General features: G+C 64.0%; 18 protein-coding genes and 2 pseudogenes. 11 read left to right on the top strand and 9 right to left on the bottom strand.

The features are described 5' to 3' along the window. Positions 1–22: 22 nt before the first annotated feature. The gene (locus tag AC629_RS33800; protein ID WP_084809121.1) at positions 23–910 is read right to left on the bottom strand and encodes an alpha/beta fold hydrolase; all 888 of its coding nucleotides are present in this window, start codon (positions 908–910) and stop codon (positions 23–25) included. 125 nt (positions 911–1,035) lie between these two features. After that, the gene (locus AC629_RS49975) at positions 1,036–1,158 is read right to left on the bottom strand and encodes a hypothetical protein (protein ID WP_283848216.1); all 123 of its coding nucleotides are present in this window, start codon (positions 1,156–1,158) and stop codon (positions 1,036–1,038) included. Here AC629_RS49975 and AC629_RS33795 point away from each other — a divergent pair. Further along, positions 1,157–2,173, top strand: coding sequence for an alpha/beta hydrolase (locus tag AC629_RS33795; protein WP_084809120.1), 1,017 nt, complete (start codon positions 1,157–1,159; stop codon positions 2,171–2,173). The genes AC629_RS49975 and AC629_RS33795 overlap by 2 nt on opposite strands. Here the strand turns inward: AC629_RS33795 and AC629_RS49195 are convergent. Continuing rightward, positions 2,170–2,244, bottom strand: a pseudogene (locus AC629_RS49195) (cupin domain-containing protein); the annotation flags it as partial. The gene AC629_RS33795 and the pseudogene AC629_RS49195 overlap by 4 nt on opposite strands. Before the next feature lie 355 nt (positions 2,245–2,599). On the opposite strand from AC629_RS49195, the gene AC629_RS33790 reads away from it, so the two are divergent. Beyond that, the gene (locus AC629_RS33790; RefSeq protein WP_084809119.1) at positions 2,600–3,820 is read left to right on the top strand and encodes an MFS transporter; all 1,221 of its coding nucleotides are present in this window, start codon (positions 2,600–2,602) and stop codon (positions 3,818–3,820) included. Positions 3,821–3,833: 13 nt separating this feature from the next. Here the strand turns inward: AC629_RS33790 and AC629_RS33785 are convergent, their stop codons facing one another. From AC629_RS33785 to AC629_RS33775, 3 genes are all read right to left on the bottom strand, one after another. After that, complete coding sequence (locus tag AC629_RS33785; protein WP_084809118.1) at positions 3,834–4,709, bottom strand: bifunctional helix-turn-helix transcriptional regulator/GNAT family N-acetyltransferase; 876 nt, start codon at positions 4,707–4,709, stop codon at positions 3,834–3,836. 46 nt (positions 4,710–4,755) lie between these two features. Next, positions 4,756–5,169 carry a cupin domain-containing protein gene (locus AC629_RS33780; protein ID WP_084809117.1) on the bottom strand — a complete coding sequence of 138 codons (414 nt, stop codon included), beginning with the start codon at positions 5,167–5,169 and terminating at the stop codon, positions 4,756–4,758. A gap of 78 nt (positions 5,170–5,247) precedes the next feature. Then, entirely contained in the window at positions 5,248–5,649 is a 402-nt protein-coding gene (locus AC629_RS33775; RefSeq protein WP_084809116.1) for an Ohr family peroxiredoxin, read from the bottom strand. A 94-nt stretch (positions 5,650–5,743) separates the two neighbouring features. On the opposite strand from AC629_RS33775, the gene AC629_RS33770 reads away from it, so the two are divergent. Further along, positions 5,744–6,256 (top strand): MarR family winged helix-turn-helix transcriptional regulator, encoded by a 513-nt coding sequence (locus tag AC629_RS33770; RefSeq protein WP_502693072.1) that lies wholly within the window; start codon positions 5,744–5,746, stop codon positions 6,254–6,256. 24 nt (positions 6,257–6,280) lie between these two features. Here the strand turns inward: AC629_RS33770 and AC629_RS33765 are convergent, their stop codons facing one another. Beyond that, on the bottom strand, positions 6,281–6,634 hold the full coding sequence (locus AC629_RS33765) for an MmcQ/YjbR family DNA-binding protein (protein WP_084809114.1): 354 nt from the start codon (positions 6,632–6,634) through the stop codon (positions 6,281–6,283). Positions 6,635–6,709: 75 nt separating this feature from the next. Between AC629_RS33765 and AC629_RS33760 the strand changes: the two genes are divergently transcribed. The 5 genes from AC629_RS33760 (at position 6,710) to AC629_RS33740 (ending at position 11,912) form a co-directional block, all read left to right on the top strand. Then, positions 6,710–7,261 (top strand): carboxymuconolactone decarboxylase family protein, encoded by a 552-nt coding sequence (locus tag AC629_RS33760; protein ID WP_084809113.1) that lies wholly within the window; start codon positions 6,710–6,712, stop codon positions 7,259–7,261. A 474-nt stretch (positions 7,262–7,735) separates the two neighbouring features. Further along, positions 7,736–9,400, top strand: coding sequence for an acetolactate synthase large subunit (locus AC629_RS33755; RefSeq protein ID WP_084809112.1), 1,665 nt, complete (start codon positions 7,736–7,738; stop codon positions 9,398–9,400). Between the two features lie 205 nt (positions 9,401–9,605). Next, the gene (locus tag AC629_RS33750; protein ID WP_084809111.1) at positions 9,606–9,953 is read left to right on the top strand and encodes a Lin0512 family protein; all 348 of its coding nucleotides are present in this window, start codon (positions 9,606–9,608) and stop codon (positions 9,951–9,953) included. Between the two features lie 6 nt (positions 9,954–9,959). Further along, positions 9,960–10,652, top strand: a complete 693-nt coding sequence (locus AC629_RS33745) for a GNAT family N-acetyltransferase (protein ID WP_084809110.1) — start codon at positions 9,960–9,962, stop codon at positions 10,650–10,652. Between the two features lie 75 nt (positions 10,653–10,727). Beyond that, positions 10,728–11,912 (top strand): serine hydrolase domain-containing protein, encoded by a 1,185-nt coding sequence (locus tag AC629_RS33740; protein WP_143199644.1) that lies wholly within the window; start codon positions 10,728–10,730, stop codon positions 11,910–11,912. Between the two features lie 39 nt (positions 11,913–11,951). On the opposite strand, the gene AC629_RS33735 is transcribed toward AC629_RS33740, so the two are convergent. Both AC629_RS33735 and AC629_RS33730 read right to left on the bottom strand, forming a co-directional pair. Further along, the gene (locus tag AC629_RS33735; RefSeq protein ID WP_084809134.1) at positions 11,952–13,292 is read right to left on the bottom strand and encodes an RtcB family protein; all 1,341 of its coding nucleotides are present in this window, start codon (positions 13,290–13,292) and stop codon (positions 11,952–11,954) included. Between the two features lie 116 nt (positions 13,293–13,408). Beyond that, entirely contained in the window at positions 13,409–13,705 is a 297-nt protein-coding gene (locus tag AC629_RS33730; protein ID WP_245332074.1) for a hypothetical protein, read from the bottom strand. A 662-nt stretch (positions 13,706–14,367) separates the two neighbouring features. Between AC629_RS33730 and AC629_RS33725 the strand changes: the two genes are divergently transcribed. The 3 genes and pseudogenes from AC629_RS33725 to AC629_RS33715 all read left to right on the top strand — a co-directional run bounded on the left by AC629_RS33725 (position 14,368) and on the right by AC629_RS33715 (position 16,443). Then, the gene (locus AC629_RS33725) at positions 14,368–15,033 is read left to right on the top strand and encodes a DUF429 domain-containing protein (RefSeq protein WP_084809109.1); all 666 of its coding nucleotides are present in this window, start codon (positions 14,368–14,370) and stop codon (positions 15,031–15,033) included. 20 nt (positions 15,034–15,053) lie between these two features. Continuing rightward, positions 15,054–15,703, top strand: a pseudogene (locus tag AC629_RS33720) (class I SAM-dependent methyltransferase). Positions 15,704–15,738: 35 nt separating this feature from the next. Continuing rightward, entirely contained in the window at positions 15,739–16,443 is a 705-nt protein-coding gene (locus tag AC629_RS33715) for a glutathione S-transferase family protein (protein WP_084809108.1), read from the top strand. Positions 16,444–16,522: the final 79 nt, after the last annotated feature.

Here is a 16,522-nt window from a genome sequence, read left to right as displayed (position 1 = left end):
CAATTCTCGCGGCTGCGGTCGCTCACCGTGCTGCCGCGCGGATTTCTGCGATCGTCTGTGCGGGCGCCTGAAGGTGGGGATAGTGCCCGATGCCCGGAAGTAGCTTGAGCTCGGCGTGGATGCGCGCGGCCAGCTCGATGCCCATGTCTTTCGTGATGTAGAGGTCATCTTCGCCCCACACCACTTTCACTGATGTCTTGAGCTTTGTCAGGTTCGCTTCGAAATAATCCTGATCGCGGGTGAAGAAGGAGTAGTAGTGGTAGAAGGCGTCGACGCATGTGAGCCCGTCATAAGTCCATGCGCGGGCCATGTCATCCCTGAATTCTTGCGAAATCTCGACATGCGTCTCCTTGGGCAGGCCGCGCCGAAACGTGTTTGCGAGAATTTCGTCACGGCCGGCATTCATCGCAGCGCGAACATGGTCCGACGTCGGTTTTGACTTCAGGCCCTGCAAATTCTCCCACATCAGGGCAGGCCGGTTGAAGGGCGCGAAGTCACCCACGATCACCGATCTTGCAATGTCGGGCTCGTCGAGCGCCAGCAGGAGCACCGGCAGCGCGCTGATATCGGTCGCGTAGATCGTGAGCGTCGCGCGGTCGATGCCGGTCTTGTCGAGATAACCCTTCAGGACACGCGAATAGTCCTTCGGCGAATAGGAGAAGCGGTCGACAGCCGGCCGCGACGACAGCCCGAATCCCGGCCAATCGAAGCTGTGGACGTCGTGGTCGTCGGCAAGCGCCAGCGCAATGTCCTTCCAGGCGAAGATCGTTTCAGGAAACCCGTGCAGCAGAAGCAGCGTCGCGCTCGGAGCGGTGCCACGGACCACCATGCTCCGCAACGTGATGTCTCGATCGATTGCAACGTAAGCGATCTCGTTCGAGTGCTCCCGCACCTGGGTGTGCTTCGACATGGCATTCCTCCCGATCCTGCCCTGATGCTGGAGGCAGATGTTAGTGCCGGCCCGGCAGGAAGTCTTGGCCCAGTTTTCGAAAAAAGCATTGTCATGCAAGGTCGCGGCTTTTTCTCAACGTCCGCTTAGCCGTCCGGATAGGGCGTGCCGTCCTTGTGCACGAGCCGGCCGCCGGAATTGCCCTGAATCGGCGCGTGGCATAACAATGCCGCCAACAACAAGAGTCGAGAGCGGAGGAAAGACTTCATGCGCGGAATCGCAATCGCACTGGCCGCGACCATCGCAGTGGCGACGCCGGCCGCGGCCGACTACCTCGTCAAGGAGGTCGGCAGCTTCCATGTCGGCGGCCGCACCGAAACCTTGAGCGGACTTCCTTCCAAAGAGATCGTGTTCTCGCCCGGCGCCCCGCCGATCAAGGTCGATCCGAACGGAGAGTTCGAGGTCGAGCAGATGTACGTCCAGTTCGTCAAACAGGTAGCGCCGAAGTCGAAATTGCCGCTGCTGCTCTGGCACGGCGGCGGCCTTTCGGGTGTCACGTGGGAGACCAAGCCCGACGGCAAGCCGGGCTGGCAGCAATACTTCCTGAATGCGGGCTATGACGTCTACGTCTCGGATGCGGTCGAACGCGGCCGCGCCTCCTGGGCGCGCTATCCGGAGATTTTTAAGAGCGAGCCGTTCTTCCGGCCCAAGAAGGAGGCGTGGGAGCTGTTCCGGATCGGGCCGAGCTACGAGGTCGGCGGCAAGCGCGAAGCGTTCGAGGGCGAGCAGTTTCCGATCGAGGCGTTCGACCAGTTCACCAAGCAGGGCATTCCGCGCTGGGCAACGAATGACGCTGCCACGCAAAAGGCATATGACGCGCTGGTGCAGAAGGTGTGCCCGTGCATCATCCTGGTCCACAGCCAGGGCGGCAATTTCGGTTTCACCGCTGCCCTCAATGCACCCGACAAGGTGAAGGCGCTGATCACCGTCGAGCCATCGGGCGCGCCTGATCCGGCGAAGGCCGACGCCGCGAAACTCAAGGGCGTGCCGCATCTGATCGTGTGGGGCGATTTCCTCGATCGCGTGCCGGTCTGGTCGAAGCTCGTGGTCAATCCGACCAAGTGGGGACAGGCAATCGCATCGGCGGGCGGCAAGGTCGATACGTTCGAGCTGCCCAAAATGGGGATCACGGGCAACACCCACATGATGATGATGGACCGCAACTCGGACGACGTCGCCAGGCGGATCAACGACTGGATCGAAAAGCAGGGCCTGGCGAACTAGTCCGGATAGGGCGTGCCATCCTTGTGCACGAACCGGCCGTCGGAATTGGCGCTCATCATGTCGATGTCGGAGCGATGTCGATTTTTGGCATGGGCACTCCCCGGAGTTCACGGCGTCGATGGCACTTGCGCGGTTGGACCCATCCGCGATTGCTGCGCGTCGTCGAGCGCAGTTGCGGGCTTTGCCGTGGATGAGAACAGGATCGGGTGGATGATGACATCGTGCCGGTGTTTTGCCCGACGAGTCAAATCGCTTTCTGGTATCGTAAGTCATTGATCCCGCAGGCCCCGGCTACTTTGCATGGGGTTGTTTTCGACATTTTTTGCTGGCAGGTCACAAAAGCGTGCCTCAAGAAATGACGTGACCCTGTCGGCCGGCGCCGTTCCCATTCGTCTTCCACCCAGACGGACATAACGGGAGACCAAAATGAATTCCTCCAACTATCGCTGGGTGATCGTCGCCGCGGGCGGCCTGCTTGGCTGCGTCGCGATCGGCGGCATGTTTTCGCTGCCGGTGTTCCTGAAGCCGATCGCTGGGGATACCGGCTGGTCGGTGACCGGCATTTCCAGCGCGATGACGATCGGCTTTCTGGCGATGGCCTTCACCAGCATGGCCTGGGGTACGCTGACTGACAGGTTCGGGCCCCGGCCGGTGGTGCTGACGGGATCGACGGTGCTGGCCCTCAGCCTGTTCGCCGCCAGCCATGCGACCTCGCTGCTGGTGTTCCAGTTCGTGTTCGGCCTTTTGGTCGGCGCCTCCTGCGCGGCGATCTTCGCGCCGATGATGGCGACCGTCACTGGCTGGTTCGACACCCATCGCAGCCTTGCGGTGTCGCTGGTGTCGGCCGGCATGGGCATGGCGCCGATGACGATGTCGCCGCTCGCGGCCTGGCTGGTCTCCAATCACGACTGGCGGACCTCGATGCAGATCGTGGCGCTGGTGGTCGGGGCCATCATGATCCCGGTGTCGCTGCTGGTGCGCCGTCCGCCCGCGCTCGCGCACCCCGTGGCCGCGCCGTCGGGCGAGGGGGCCGTGCAGGCGGAGATGTCGATGGCCGAGGCGCTGCGCTCGCCGCAATTCCTGATCCTGCTCGCGACCAACTTCTTCTGCTGCGCCACCCATTCCGGACCGATCATCCACACCGTCAGCTATGCTGTGAGCTGCGGCATTCCGCTGATCGCGGCGGTGACGATCTACAGCGTCGAGGGCTTTGCCGGCATGGGCGGCCGTATCGCCTTCGGCCTGATGGGCGATCGCCTCGGCGCCAAGCGCGTGCTGGTCTCGGGTCTGCTGCTGCAGGCATTCGGCGCGCTCGCCTATGTCTTCGCGCATCAGCTTGCGACGTTCTACGCGGTCGGGGCCACCTTCGGCTTCATCTATGCCGGCACCATGCCGCTCTACGCGGTGCTCGCCCGCGAGAACTTCCCGCTGCGCATGATGGGTACGGTGATCGGCGGCACGGCGATGGCCGGCAGCCTCGGCATGGCGACCGGGCCGCTCGCCGGCGGCCTGATCTACGATGCGTTCTCCAGCTACGCCTGGCTTTATATTGGCTCCTGGGCGATGGGCCTGGGGGCCTTCCTGATGGCGATGATGTTCAGGCCGTTCGCAAAGCCGCAAGGCGAGGTGGCGCCGGCGACAGCGTGATGGTGCGCGGCCCTTACCGGATCTGCTTCTCGAAGAACAGATCCGGATAGGGATCGTCGTTGAAGCGCGGGATCTCGCGCCAGCCGGTGGTGCGGTAGAGCTGGCCGGCTTCGGGCAACGCGCTGTTGGTGTCGAGCCGCAGCAGCGTGATGCCGAGTTCGCGCGCCGCATCCTCGGCCGCGTCCATGAGGCGCCGGCCGAGCCGCAATCCGCGCGCGGCGGGGGCGACCCACAGCCGCTTGATCTCCGCATAGCCGTGATCCGTTCCCTTCAGCCCGACACAGCCGATCGGCAGCGTGTCCGACATCGCGACGATGAATGTCCCGCGCGGGCGGCGCATGTCCTTGGCGTCCGGATCACGCGACAGCGAGACGTCAAAGCCCTGTTTGAAGCGGCGGCCGAGCTCGGCATAGTACTCGCCGAGGCAATGGCGGGCCTCCTCGCACCGTGGATCCATCTCCTCCAGCGCGACGCGATCGCGCGTCAATGCCGAGGCAATCATGTCCATCGCCGCTAGCAGCGCATCGCGCTGCGCATGCTGCTCAAGGAAGCTCTCGGCCTGCGCGTTCGACAACGCCTCGTACGCCGCGAACTCGCGCCGGCCCGCGCGTGTCAACTTTGCCACGCGGCGCCGCGCGTCGTCCGCATGCGCATTGGTCTCGATCAGTCCGTCGTCCTCGAGGCTGCGCAATAGCCGGCTCATCAGCCCGGAATCGAGGCCAAGATAGTCACGGATCTCGGCCACGTCCGAACGCCCGTGCCCGATCGCATTGAGCACGCGCGCCGCTCCAAGTGGCCTGCCGCGCCCGAGGAACGAGGTGTCGAGCGCGCCGACGGCGGAGGTGACGGCGCGGTTGAAGCGGCGGACGCGGGAGACGGGGTCGAGCATAATGTCTGACCTTAGTCAGGTATTATGGGCCGTCAATAGGACTTCCTCACTTCGCCAGCGTCAGCAGCGGCTTGTCCTTGGCGACGATGTAGGTCGCCAGCTCGCTCGCGGCGTCCTGGCCCACGTTCTTGGCCGCATGCACGGTCCCGGCCGGGATGAACAGCACGTCGCCTGCTTTCAGCGTCACCGGCGGCTTGCCTTCGACGTCGTATTCGATGGCGCCCGCCAGCACGTAGATGATCTCTTCGCCTGGATGGGTGTGCCGGCCGAACGCCACGCCGGGGGCGAGGTCGACGCGCACCTGCACGGCCTCGCGCCCGGGTGTACTGAGATCGTGCCGTTGGAGATCGGTCCGCGTGACACCCGCCTGCGCCGCCGCTGCCGGAAGGGTGAACAGGTTTGCAACGAGGACGGCCGCGCTCGACAGCACGCGCAGGCTTTGCAGATAACGATTGCTCATGGTCAGCTCCTTGTGGTCGCTCGATTGTCCGCGCCGCGCGGCACCGGCCGAATTCGGCCGGTGCCGCGTCGCGCAGTTTCAGACGAGCGTGGTGGTCACCTCGATGTTGCCGTGCACCGCCTTGGAGTAGGGGCAGATGCCGTGCGCCGCCTCGATCAGCTCCTGCGCAACCGCCCGGTCGACGCCGGGGACGCTGACGTCGAGCCGAGCGCGGAGAAAGAATTCTCCATTGGCGTTGTTCAGGTCGATCGCGGTGTCGACCGACGGCTCGCTCGGCAGCTTGACCTTGCGCTGGGCGGCGGCGAGCCCGAGCGCGCCGAGGTAGCAGGCCGACCAGGCGGCGGCGAAGAGGTTTTCGGCGGCCGGGTGCGGCTGGGCGAGCTTGATGTCGACAGAGCCGTCGCTGGACCGCGCGGCGCCGTCAGGGCCGGAGGTGACGTGCGTCTTGCCGGTGAAGAGGACCTTTGCAGCGGAAGTCATGGTCGTATCCTTTGTTACATCGTATCCGATCTAAGCGTATGCGCGTCAAATAAACCCGACGATCCAGCCAGTCAAGCTCTTCCGATTTAATCGGATGCGATTTATATTGCGGGCAAGATCACGAATTGCGGAGGTTCTCGTGGCCGGTAACTCCAAGGCTGCCGACAAAGGCCGAAAACTGTCGAATTTTCTGTGCTTTGCGATCTATTCGGCCAATCTCGCCTTCGGCCGCGCCTATAAGCCCCTGCTGGACAAGGTCGGGCTCACCTACACCCAATACATAGCCCTGGTGGCGCTGTCGGACGAGGACGAGCAGACCGTCAGCGCGCTCGGCGAAAAGCTCTTTCTGGAATCCAACACGCTGACGCCCATCCTCAAGAAGCTTGAGCAGATGGGGTACATCAGGCGCCACCGCGATCCCGCCGACGAGCGGCAGGTGCGGTTGAGTCTGACTCCGGCGGGGCGAAAGCTGATCGAACAGGATCTCGGCGAGTCCCTGATCGAGGCGACGGGCCTCGGTGACGATTTTCCGGTGGTGCAGAAGACGGTGAGCCGCTTGCGCGACAATCTGCTCCGCAACACCAGGATCGGAGATGAGAAGTCTTGAGGCGCGACGCGCCGGCGCTTGCGGTTAGTCCAACCCCAGCGCCTTGCGCGATTTGCGCGTGAGCTTTGCGGCGATCAGCGCATGGGCCTGCGCCAGATAGGCGGTGAGCTCCGCATCTGACAACGCGTTGTTGCTGACGAGTTGCACCCATTTGGCCCGCGCAAGATAAGGCGCCGGTCGCGCGAGGCCGTGCTCGATCAGCATCGCATAGGCCAAGTTCGAGACCTTGAACATGTAGCCGCCGGAACGCGCGGCAAAGCCGCCGCCGAGCGCGAACATCTTGCCGCCGACCTTGAACACGGAGGTGCCCTCCCATTGCACCATCTTGGTGACGGCGGGCAGGCGCAGACAGCGTGCTTCGAATGCCTTGGGTGTCATGGGTTCGGAATCGAGAGGTGGGACAGGCGCGCGCCGCTGTGGCAGCATGTATCTTCCAACCAGGGATGAAATGCCATGTCGCGAGTTTCGATCAAGACCAGGGACGACCTGCCGGAGGCGCTGAAGCCGCTGTGGGACAAGATGACGACCTACGGCGCGTTCGAGAACCAGGCTGGAGTCATGGCCCACCGCGCGCCGATCTTCAAGCACATGTGGTCGCTGCTGGTCGATCTCGCGAGCGAAGGCATGATCTCGAAGCGCCATCTCGAGCTCGCCCTGGTCACGGTCTCGCTGCTCAACAAATGTGATTACTGCGTTTCTCATCACGCGCCCAAGCTGGCAGTGCAAGGCGTGTCGGAGGAGGGCGCCGCGCGCCTCGTCGAGTACAAGGATCATCCCGAGCTCGATGAGCTCGACAAGCTCGTCGTCGAATATTCCATCGCCGTCACCAACCACTGGAACAAGACCCGCGACGAGATCTTTGCCCGCCTTCGCGCGCATTTCTCGGAAGCGCAGATCGTCGAGCTGACCTGGCGCATCGCGCTGTGCGGAGCCTTCAACCGCTTCAACGACATTCTCCAGCTCGAAACCGAGCAGGGCGTCCCCCACAGCGAGGCCGCCGAGTGAGCGGATGCCGGCCGCGCCGGTCAGGCCCGGTCTTCCCTGCGCCCTCTTTCATGAGGGTGAGGCAAGGAAGCAAAGCTCGGGGCGAAACAAGCCGCAAGGATGCGGGATTGTGTCTATCGTTCAACGACGGTCTCGTGCCCCGGACGCTGCGCAGCACGAAGTGATGCGCTGCAGAGCCGGGGCCTATCCAGCAGCGGTCGCCGTGGCACCCTGGGGTCCCGGCTCTGAGCAGCAACGCTGATGCGTTGCAGCGCGTCCGGGACACGAGAGGGACGAATGCGGTTCCTCCACACTCCGTCATTGCGAGCGCAGCGAAGCAATCCAGACTGCTCTCGTGGAAAGACTCTGGATTGCTTCGCTGCGCTCGCAACGACGATGTTGAAGCAGCTGCACGCCTCTTTGTGAGTTGTGCCGGTGCCAGAGACCGTTACCATGTGCACGCATTCACAGGGACGCACAGCGAGCGGAGGCGACATGAGCGGGCAGGAACGCAAGGTTAAGGGATCGGACCTGTTTGTCGCGGCGCTGGAGAACGAAGGCGTCGACCGTATCTTCGGTATCCCCGGCGAGGAAAATCTCGACCTCGTCGAATCGCTCCGCACCTCCAAGATCGAGCTGGTCCTGACCCGTCACGAGCAGGCTGCCGCGTTCATGGCCGCAACGCACGGTCGGCTGACCGGCAAGCCCGGTGTTTGTCTTTCGACGCTCGGCCCCGGCGCGCTCAACCTGTCGACGGGTGCGGCCTATGCGCATCTCGGCGCGATGCCGATGATCCTGATCACCGGCCAGAAACCGATCATGAGCAGCCGACAGGCGCGCTTCCAGATCGTGGACGTGGTCGCGACCATGAAGCCACTGACGAAATTGTCGCGGCAGATCGTCAGCGCCTCCAGCATTCCCACCGTGGTGCGCGACGCCTTCCGAGTGGCGATGGAGGAGCGGCCGGGACCGGTGCATCTCGAACTGCCTGAAGATATCGCGGGCGATGAAGTGCCGGCCGTCCCTGTGATCCAAACTCATCCGATCGAAATCCCCGTCGCTCACCGCGCCGCGCTCGACCGTGCCGCGGAGATGATTTTGGCCGCAAAACGTCCGCTGGTGATGATGGGCGCTGCGACCAGCCGGCCGCGGTCCACCCATGGCATCGCCAGCTTCGTGCGCCGGACCGGCATTCCGTTCTTCACGACGCAGATGGGCAAGGGGACCGTTCCCGGCGGCACCAATCTCTATATGGGCACCGCCGCGCTGTCCGAGCGCGACTACGTTCACGACGCGATCGACGCCGCCGATTTGATCGTGGCGATCGGCCACGATCCCGTCGAGAAACCGCCCTTCATCATGGGACCATCGGGGCCGAAGGTCATCCACGTCAGCTACACGCCGGCGAGTGTCGAGCAGGTCTATTTTCCCGATGCGGAGGTCGTCGGCGATGTCGGCCCGAGCCTGGAATTGCTCGCCGACCGCGTCGAAGGCAAGCTGCCGCAGGCCGCGGCACTGTTGCCATTGCGCGAAGAAATCCTCAACCACATCGCTGACCGTGCGACCGAGACGCGCTGGCCGCCGACACCGCAGCGCGTCGTGCACGACATCCGGCAGGTGATGCCGGAGAGCGGCATCGTGGCGCTCGACAACGGCATGTACAAGATCTGGTTCGCGCGCAACTACCGCACCCGCGTCGCCAACACGCTGCTGCTCGACAATGCGCTGGCGACGATGGGCGCCGGCCTTCCGTCGGCAATGATGGCCGCGATGCTCTATCCCGACCGCCGCGTTCTCGCGGTCGCAGGCGACGGCGGCTTCATGATGAACAGCCAGGAGATGGAGACGGCCGTCCGCCTCAAGCTCAACCTGGTCGTGCTGGTGCTGGAAGACAACGCCTACGGCATGATCCGCTGGAAGCAGGCCGTCGATCACTTCGCCGATTACGGCATGACCTTTGGCAATCCTGACTTTGTCCTCTATGCGAACGCCTATGGCGCAAAAGGGCATCGCATCGAAAGCATCGGCAGTTTTGCCCCGACGCTCGACGCGGCGTTCAGGGAGGGCGGCGTGCATCTGGTCTCGATCCCGATCGACTATTCGGAAAACGTAAGGGTGCTTGTCGACGAGCTGCGGGCGCGGGAGAAGGCAAAGGCGTGACGTGCTCGACGCTCTCGCCACACCCGTCATTGCGAGGAGCTCGTGACAAAATTGCAAAGCAATTTTGCACTGGAGCGACGAAGCAATCCGCAGCAACACGAAGAGCGTTGCAGCGCGTCCGGGACACGAGAGGAACAACCAGGCTTGTGTCGCGGTCACCGATCACCGACACTCTCAATCATCCAACCAACGACAGGAATAAGACATGACTCGCGTTCGCTGTATCACCGAGATGGGCATGGGCGTCGACGTTCACGGCAAGGACGCCACCAAGGCGGCGAAGCGCGCGGTGTCGGATGCGATCAGGCATTCGAGCCTCGGTTTCTTCCGAATGATCGGGAAGACCGCAAACGACATGTTCGTCGATGTCACGGTCGCGGTGCCCAATCCCGAGGCTGTCGACAAGGACGCCGTTGCAAAGGAGCTGCCTTACGGCACCGTGACCGTCAATGCGGTCAAGGGCGGGCTGGAGATTCCCTCGGCCCCGGAACAGGGCAACGACCCCATCCTCATCGCCAATGCCGCCGTCATCGTCAGCTTCGACAAGGACTAGCGGCCGGTGTCCGATAGCGATTTAACGCTGCTGGATTGTCCGATCTGGAGTGCGCTGACGACCCGTCAGAAGCATCTGGCGGAGGGCGGCCGGCAGGCGTTGCGCTATCCCGTGGCGATGACGCCGTTCGCCGACATGGCCGACATGTCGGCGGCGAGCTTCGTCGCGCTCGGTGATCTCCTGTCGGGTTCGCAGGTCGCGGCACTGTTCACGCCGGAGCCGGTCGATGTTCCCGCCGGCTTCAAGGTTGTGATCGCCGGGCCCTGTGAGCAGATGATCGGCTCGCCCGCCGACAGCCCGCTTCGCGATGCCGAGATCGTCAGTTTGGGGGCCGCCGACGTTCCCGCCATGATGGCGCTGACCGCGCTGACGAAGCCCGGTCCATTCGCGCCGCGCACGCATGAGCTCGGCACCTTCCTCGGCATCCGCGCTGGCGGCGAATTGGTGGCGATGGCCGGCGAGCGGATGAAGCCGGGCAATTTCACCGAGATGACGGCCGTCTGCGTGCATCCCGACCATCGTGGGCGCGGCTACGCGCAGGCGCTGCTCGCGGCAATCGCGCGCCAGATCGAGGCGCGCGGCGAAATTCCGTTCCTGCACGTGCTTTCCAACAATGCCTCGGCCATCGCGCTGTACCAGCGGCAGGGAATGACAATTCGCCGAAGCCTGCACGTCACCGCCCTGATGAAGCAGGAATGAGCGGCCCCATTCGGACGGGCTTCATATCCGACGAATTCGCGCTATATCCTCTCCAACCACAATTGGGGGAGACACATGGACGCCAGGGCAACTGATTTTTCCGCCGCACGGACGGCGATGCAGGGCTATGTCGATCAGGAGATCATTCCGGGCGTGTCCTGGGCGGTGCTGCGCGGGCGCGAGGTGGTCGACCGGCAATGCGTTGGCTTCGCCGACCGCGAGTCGAACACCGCACTCCGTCCCGACCACATCTTTCGCGCGTTTTCCAACACCAAGATCTTCGTCACGTGCTCGATCATGCTGCTGGTCGAGGAAGGCCGCATCGGGCTTGATGACGCCGTCGAAAAATTCCTGCCGCAGCTCGGCAACCGCAAGGTCCTGAAGCAGGGCGCGGCGAGCCTTGCCGATGTCGAGCCGGCGAAGGGCCCGATCACGATCCGCCAGCTCCTGACCCATACCTCCGGGCTCAGCTACGGCATCTTCGATCCCGGCACGGTGCTGTTCAAGGGCTACAACGAGGCGCGCGTGCTCAATCCGCTGACGCCGCTGACCGACATGATCGACAAGCTCGTCGATCTGCCGCTGTCCTATCATCCCGGCACGTCCTGGGAATATTCGGTGGCGACCGACGTGCTCGGCCGCGTCGTGGAGGTCGTCTCGGGCATATCCCTCGATGCGTTCCTCAAGGAGCGGATCTTCGATCGGCTCGGCATGACGGACACCGGCTTTCACGTGCCCGAAGCGCAGCAGGACAGGCTCGTCGCGCATTATACCGGCGCCGACGTGCTCGATCCAATGAAGCCGGGCCTCACGCGCGCCGACAATCTGCCTTTTCCGCAGGCCTATCGGCGGCCGTTCCCGCGGCTGTCGGGCGGCGGCGGTCTGGTTTCGACCTTGCCGGACATGCTCGCGCTGGTGCGCGCCTTGGTGCCCGGCTCGGATGCGCTGCTGAAGCCGGACACGCTGCGGCAGATGATGACGAACCAGTTGCCCGCAGGCCAGACCATCCGCTTCGCCAATCTCGGCCCGATGCCCGGCAAAGGTTTTGGCCTTGGCGGCGCCGTGACCTTTGCGCCGACGCCCTTCGACCCCGCAAATTCGATCGGCGAATTCCAGTGGGGTGGGCTCGCCGGTACCCATTGGTGGATCTGTCCGCAGGCCAATACCGCCGGCGTGCTGATGGCCCAGCGCCACATGGGTTTCTGGAATCCATTCTTCTTCGAGTTCAAGCGTCTGGCCTACCAGGCGGTCGGAAGCTGATCGCAAGCGGGAGGTCATGCCTCCCGCCTGCTGTTTGCGTTAGTCCTTCCAGGGATCGAATTCGCCTTCGCCGGCCATGGCGACGGCGAACGGCCGCAGCGTGTGCAGCACTCGCACGGTGCCGGCGTGCTGCGCGAGCACGTCGGGCAGGCGGCGATAGGCCATCGGGCTCTCGTCGAGGTCGGCACCGATCAGGGTGACGCCACGCTCGTTGAGCCAGCGGTCCATCTCCGCGCGCGAGAAGCGCCGCTTCGCCTCCTTGCGTCCGAACAGACGGCCGGCGCCGTGCACGGTCGAGTAGAGCGAAGCCTTGGCCTCCGGACTATCGACGCCTTCGAGGATGACGGCGTCGTCGCCCATCGACCCGCCGACGAATCCCTTCTGGCCGGGAAACGCCGGCGTCGCGCCCTTGCGCACCACCCACAGATCCTTCCCATCGTGGGTCTCACGCCAGGCATAGTTGTGGTGGTTGTGCACGCTCTCGGTCACGCTGCCGCCGATGATTTGGCGGACGCGTTCGACAACCCACTCGCGGCCGGCATGGGCGTAACGCCCGGCGAGCTGCATCGCCGCGATGTAGCGGCGGCCGAGCTCGGAATCCTCGTCAACCACGGCGGGCGGGACGTTCATGCCGTCCTTGCCGCCGGCGGCCTTGAGGTAACGCGTCGCGGAGGTATGCCCGAGACCGCGGCTTCCGAAATGGACGCCGATCCAGACATAACCCTCCTCGTCGCGCATGAGGTCGACATAGTGGTTGCCCGACCCGACCGTGCCGAGCTGGGCCACCGCCTTCGGACGGTAGGCCTCCATGTCGCTCTCGCGCCAGGCATCGCCGTCGTCGAACAGATCGTGCTCGACCCGTTCGGCGTTGGCGCGGCCAACACCGAAGGAGATCACCTTGGCGACGTCGCGGATGATCGTGGGGACGAGGCCTGCGATGTCGTCGAAGCGCGTGTCGAGCCGCGCGGCCATGTTGCCGCAACCGATGTCGAAGCCGACGCCGGAGATGCTGATCTGCTTCTCATACGCGATAACCCCGCCGACTGGCTGGGCATAACCGAGATGGCCGTCGGCGCAGATCACGCCGGACACGACATTGCCGACCGCCATGCAGTTGCGCATTTGCGCCACGGTCGCCGCTTCGTGCGGGCCGAAGATCTTCAGCGGCGCATTCTGGAAGCGGGCCTCCTGCGGGCGCAGGTTTGCGATCGCGCTCGCCGCCGCATTGGCCTCGTGGGCAAGGTGCTCCTTGCGCGCGGCGTCCCGGTACGAGCACCAGGCCGGCTGACCGCGTCCTTCGCCGACGCGAGAGTCAGGATCGACGCCGGCGGCGAGGCAGAGCTCGCGGGCGCGTTCCATGTAGGGATCGGATCGTCGCATGATCTTTGTGTCCTGCTTTGCGTTCCGCACGCATCATAGCCGGGGCGGCGGATCATTTCAGAGATTTCGCGAGCCCCGGGCGCGAGTCTCGCGTCCAGGGCCTTTGTCGTTGCGCATCAGTTCAATGCCGTCTCGGAGGCCGCGATCCACGCGACCTCGGCCTCGGAGAAGCCGTTGACGCGGGTCCAGGCGCCGTGGCCGACACCGTGCTGATATGAGGCCACGTTCACCATCGTGCCTTGCGCCTTGGGCTCGGGCACCTGGTCGTGGCTCTGCTCGTCGGTGAAGACGATCAGGCGGTCGCCGTTGCGGTCGATCTCGGCGACAGCTTTGCCGAGATAGGTTCCGCCATGCGGCTGCGAGTTGATGATCGCGTCCCGCAGCGCGAAGCCTCGGCGGGGCGGGACCTTCACGACTTCATTGCTGAAGGTGAAGATCTCGACCTCGTCGCAGATCTCGCGTGCCAGGATGGCCAGGCCACATGCCGCCTCCGCGCGCGGGAGGCATATCCGCTCTGCCGTGGTGGAGAAGTATCCGACATCTTCACCACCAGCGTCGGTCTAGTCGCGACGATCGCGGCAAACCGATTTACGAAAATTCTATCGCGGCGCTGTCGACGCGCCGCACTTTGCGAACCATTCGGGTTCGCTCTGCCATCGGTGTCCGGCTCATCGCCTCGTTCCCTCCGGCAAGCCCCGCGCACTTGGGCACGCGCCTCTCCAGCGCGAGCCCCGGGATCCGGGTCTCCCGTTCCGGCAGTTGCCGGGATGTTCGAATGGGCCGCGCGGCGGGCAACAAAAAAACCCTCCGGAGCGGCAGGCTCGGGAGGGTCCGTGAGAAGCGGACTGTCGATCTTGCGGTCAGGCAAGATCGCTCCCATGAGCCGGGCATGAGCAATCGATCGGTCCGAGACCGTTCGACAGTCGCGCAAATATTTCGTAGCGATAGTTCATTGCTCGGTTCATGTTGTTCTCACGCGAACGAAAGTGTTCGCGAGGACGCGGGACATATGCCTGCAACTTGCGGATGTCAAGCGGGAGACGACGTGAACGTCGCCGTATGCAGATCAAACGACATGTCAAACTACCTCGGTATCGATGGATTTCGGTTCGGCTGGGTCGCCGCCTGGATCGATGACAATGGCGATCACGGCTTCGACTATTCGCCCGCTCTCGCGCGCTTGCTCGCGATGCCACACAAGCGTGCGATGATCGACATGCCGATCGGGCTGAAGATAGATGGCTATCGGATATGCGACCTGCGTGCGCGCGAACGGGTCGGTGCCGCGGTGTTTCTCGGGGCGCGCCGAGGTCTCTGGACGTTCGTGGATATGACTGCCGCAAACGACCATTATTGGCGGCGTGAAGGCAGGGGCAGGGGCGTCTCGCGTCAGCTCTGGAACATCAGGGACAAGATCAAGGAGGTCGACGACATCATGACGCCGGAACGACAGGCCGGGGTCGGCGAAGCGCATCCGGAATTGATCTTCTGGAACCTTGCGCGCCAGCGCCTCTTGGAGAGAAAGACGTCAGTTGCGGGCCGTGAGCAACGCCTTGCTCTTCTCGTGGAGCAAGGCTTCGTCAATATCCGCAAATGGCTGGGGCATCGCCACGGCACCGGCATCGGCCGGGACGACCTGATCGACGCCTGCGCTTGCGCGATTGCGGCGCGCAATAGCGCCGGGCGTCTTGGTGGCGGTGAAGTCGATCCGCGTGGATTGCGGATGGAGATCAATTATTGAGATTGTAGAAGAGCAAGCCAATGGGACTCTATCAACATTATGTCGTGCCTTGCCTCACTCACCTGGCGATGAGTCAGAAACAGCTCATGCCATTTCGCCGCCGTGTCATTGGTGCGCCGAGGGCAGGGTGCTGGAGATCGGCATCGGCTCGGGTCTGAACTTGCCGCTCTATGGCGCAACCGTGAGCTCGGTGATTGGACTGGAGCCGTCCCCGGAGTTGCTGCGCAGGGCCCGCCCACGAGCGACCGCCGCCGCGATCCCCACGATGCTGCTCGATGCCTCTGCCGAAGCCATTCCTCTCGATACGGCGAGCGTGGACACCGTCGTCACGACGTGGACGCTCTGTACGATCCCCAACGCATCGCGTGCACTCCTGGAGATGCGCCGCGTGCTGAGGCCGGGCGGTGCCTTGCTGTTCGTCGAACATGGCCGCGCGCCCGAGCCCGGCGTCGCCCGCTGGCAGGATCGGCTCGATCCGTTGTGGTCGCGCCTCGCCGGCGGCTGCCATCTCAATCGCAAGATGGATGATCTCGTAAACGGCGCGGGATTTCGCATGGAGTCGCTCGCGAATTCGAGGTTGCCGGGCCCCCGGACACATACTTTCCTCTACGAAGGCCGCGCGAGGCCGGCATACGTGTCGCGGCCTTGTGTCGTTCGCAACCGAGCCTAGATTAAACGCCGCTCAATCGAGAACCCAAGGTCCTGATGTCCGATCTCTCAGCCTTTCCGATCACCCGGCGCTGGCCGGCTAAGAATCCAGATGTCCTGCAGCTCTACTCGCTGCCGACGCCCAATGGCGTGAAGGTTTCGATCATGCTGGAGGAAATCGGACTGCCATACGAGGTCCATCTCGTCGACTTCGGCAAGGACGATCAGAAGACGCTGGAATTCCTTTCGCTCAATCCGAACGGCAAGATTCCGGCGATCCTCGATCCCAACGGTCCCGGTGGCAGGCCGCTGCCGCTGTTCGAGTCCGGGGCGATCCTGCAATATCTCGCGGAGAAGACCGGCAAGCTTCTGCCGAAGGATGCGGCGCGCCGCTACCAGGCCATCGCGTGGGTGCATTTCCAGATGGGCGGCATCGGGCCGATGTTCGGCCAGGTCGGATTCTTCCACAAATTCGCCGGCAAGGATTTTGAGGACAAGCGGCCGCTCGAGCGCTACGTGGGCGAGTCCAAGCGCCTGCTCGGTGTGATGGAGACGCATCTTTCCGGCCGGCAATGGTTCATGGATGATGACTACACCATCGCCGACATCTCGATGCTCGGCTGGGTGCGCAACCTCATCGGCTTCTACGGCGCCGGCGATCTCGTCGGGTTCAGCCAGTTCAAGTCGGTCGCTGCCTGGCTCGAACGCGGGCTGGCGCGCGCCGCCGTGCAGCGCGGGCTGAACATTCCGAAGCGGCCGTGAGACTTAACTCAGCGCCTTATGGGGCATGGACTCGTGCGCCGCTAGAATAGCCGCCCGCCGTTCGGCACGGGCTTGCACG

This window comes from Bradyrhizobium sp. NAS80.1 (genome assembly GCF_001908205.1).
GTDB lineage: Bacteria > Pseudomonadota > Alphaproteobacteria > Rhizobiales > Xanthobacteraceae > Bradyrhizobium.
The sequence above is the reverse complement of the archived record's forward strand: the minus strand, read 5'-3'. Positions and strand labels throughout refer to the sequence as shown.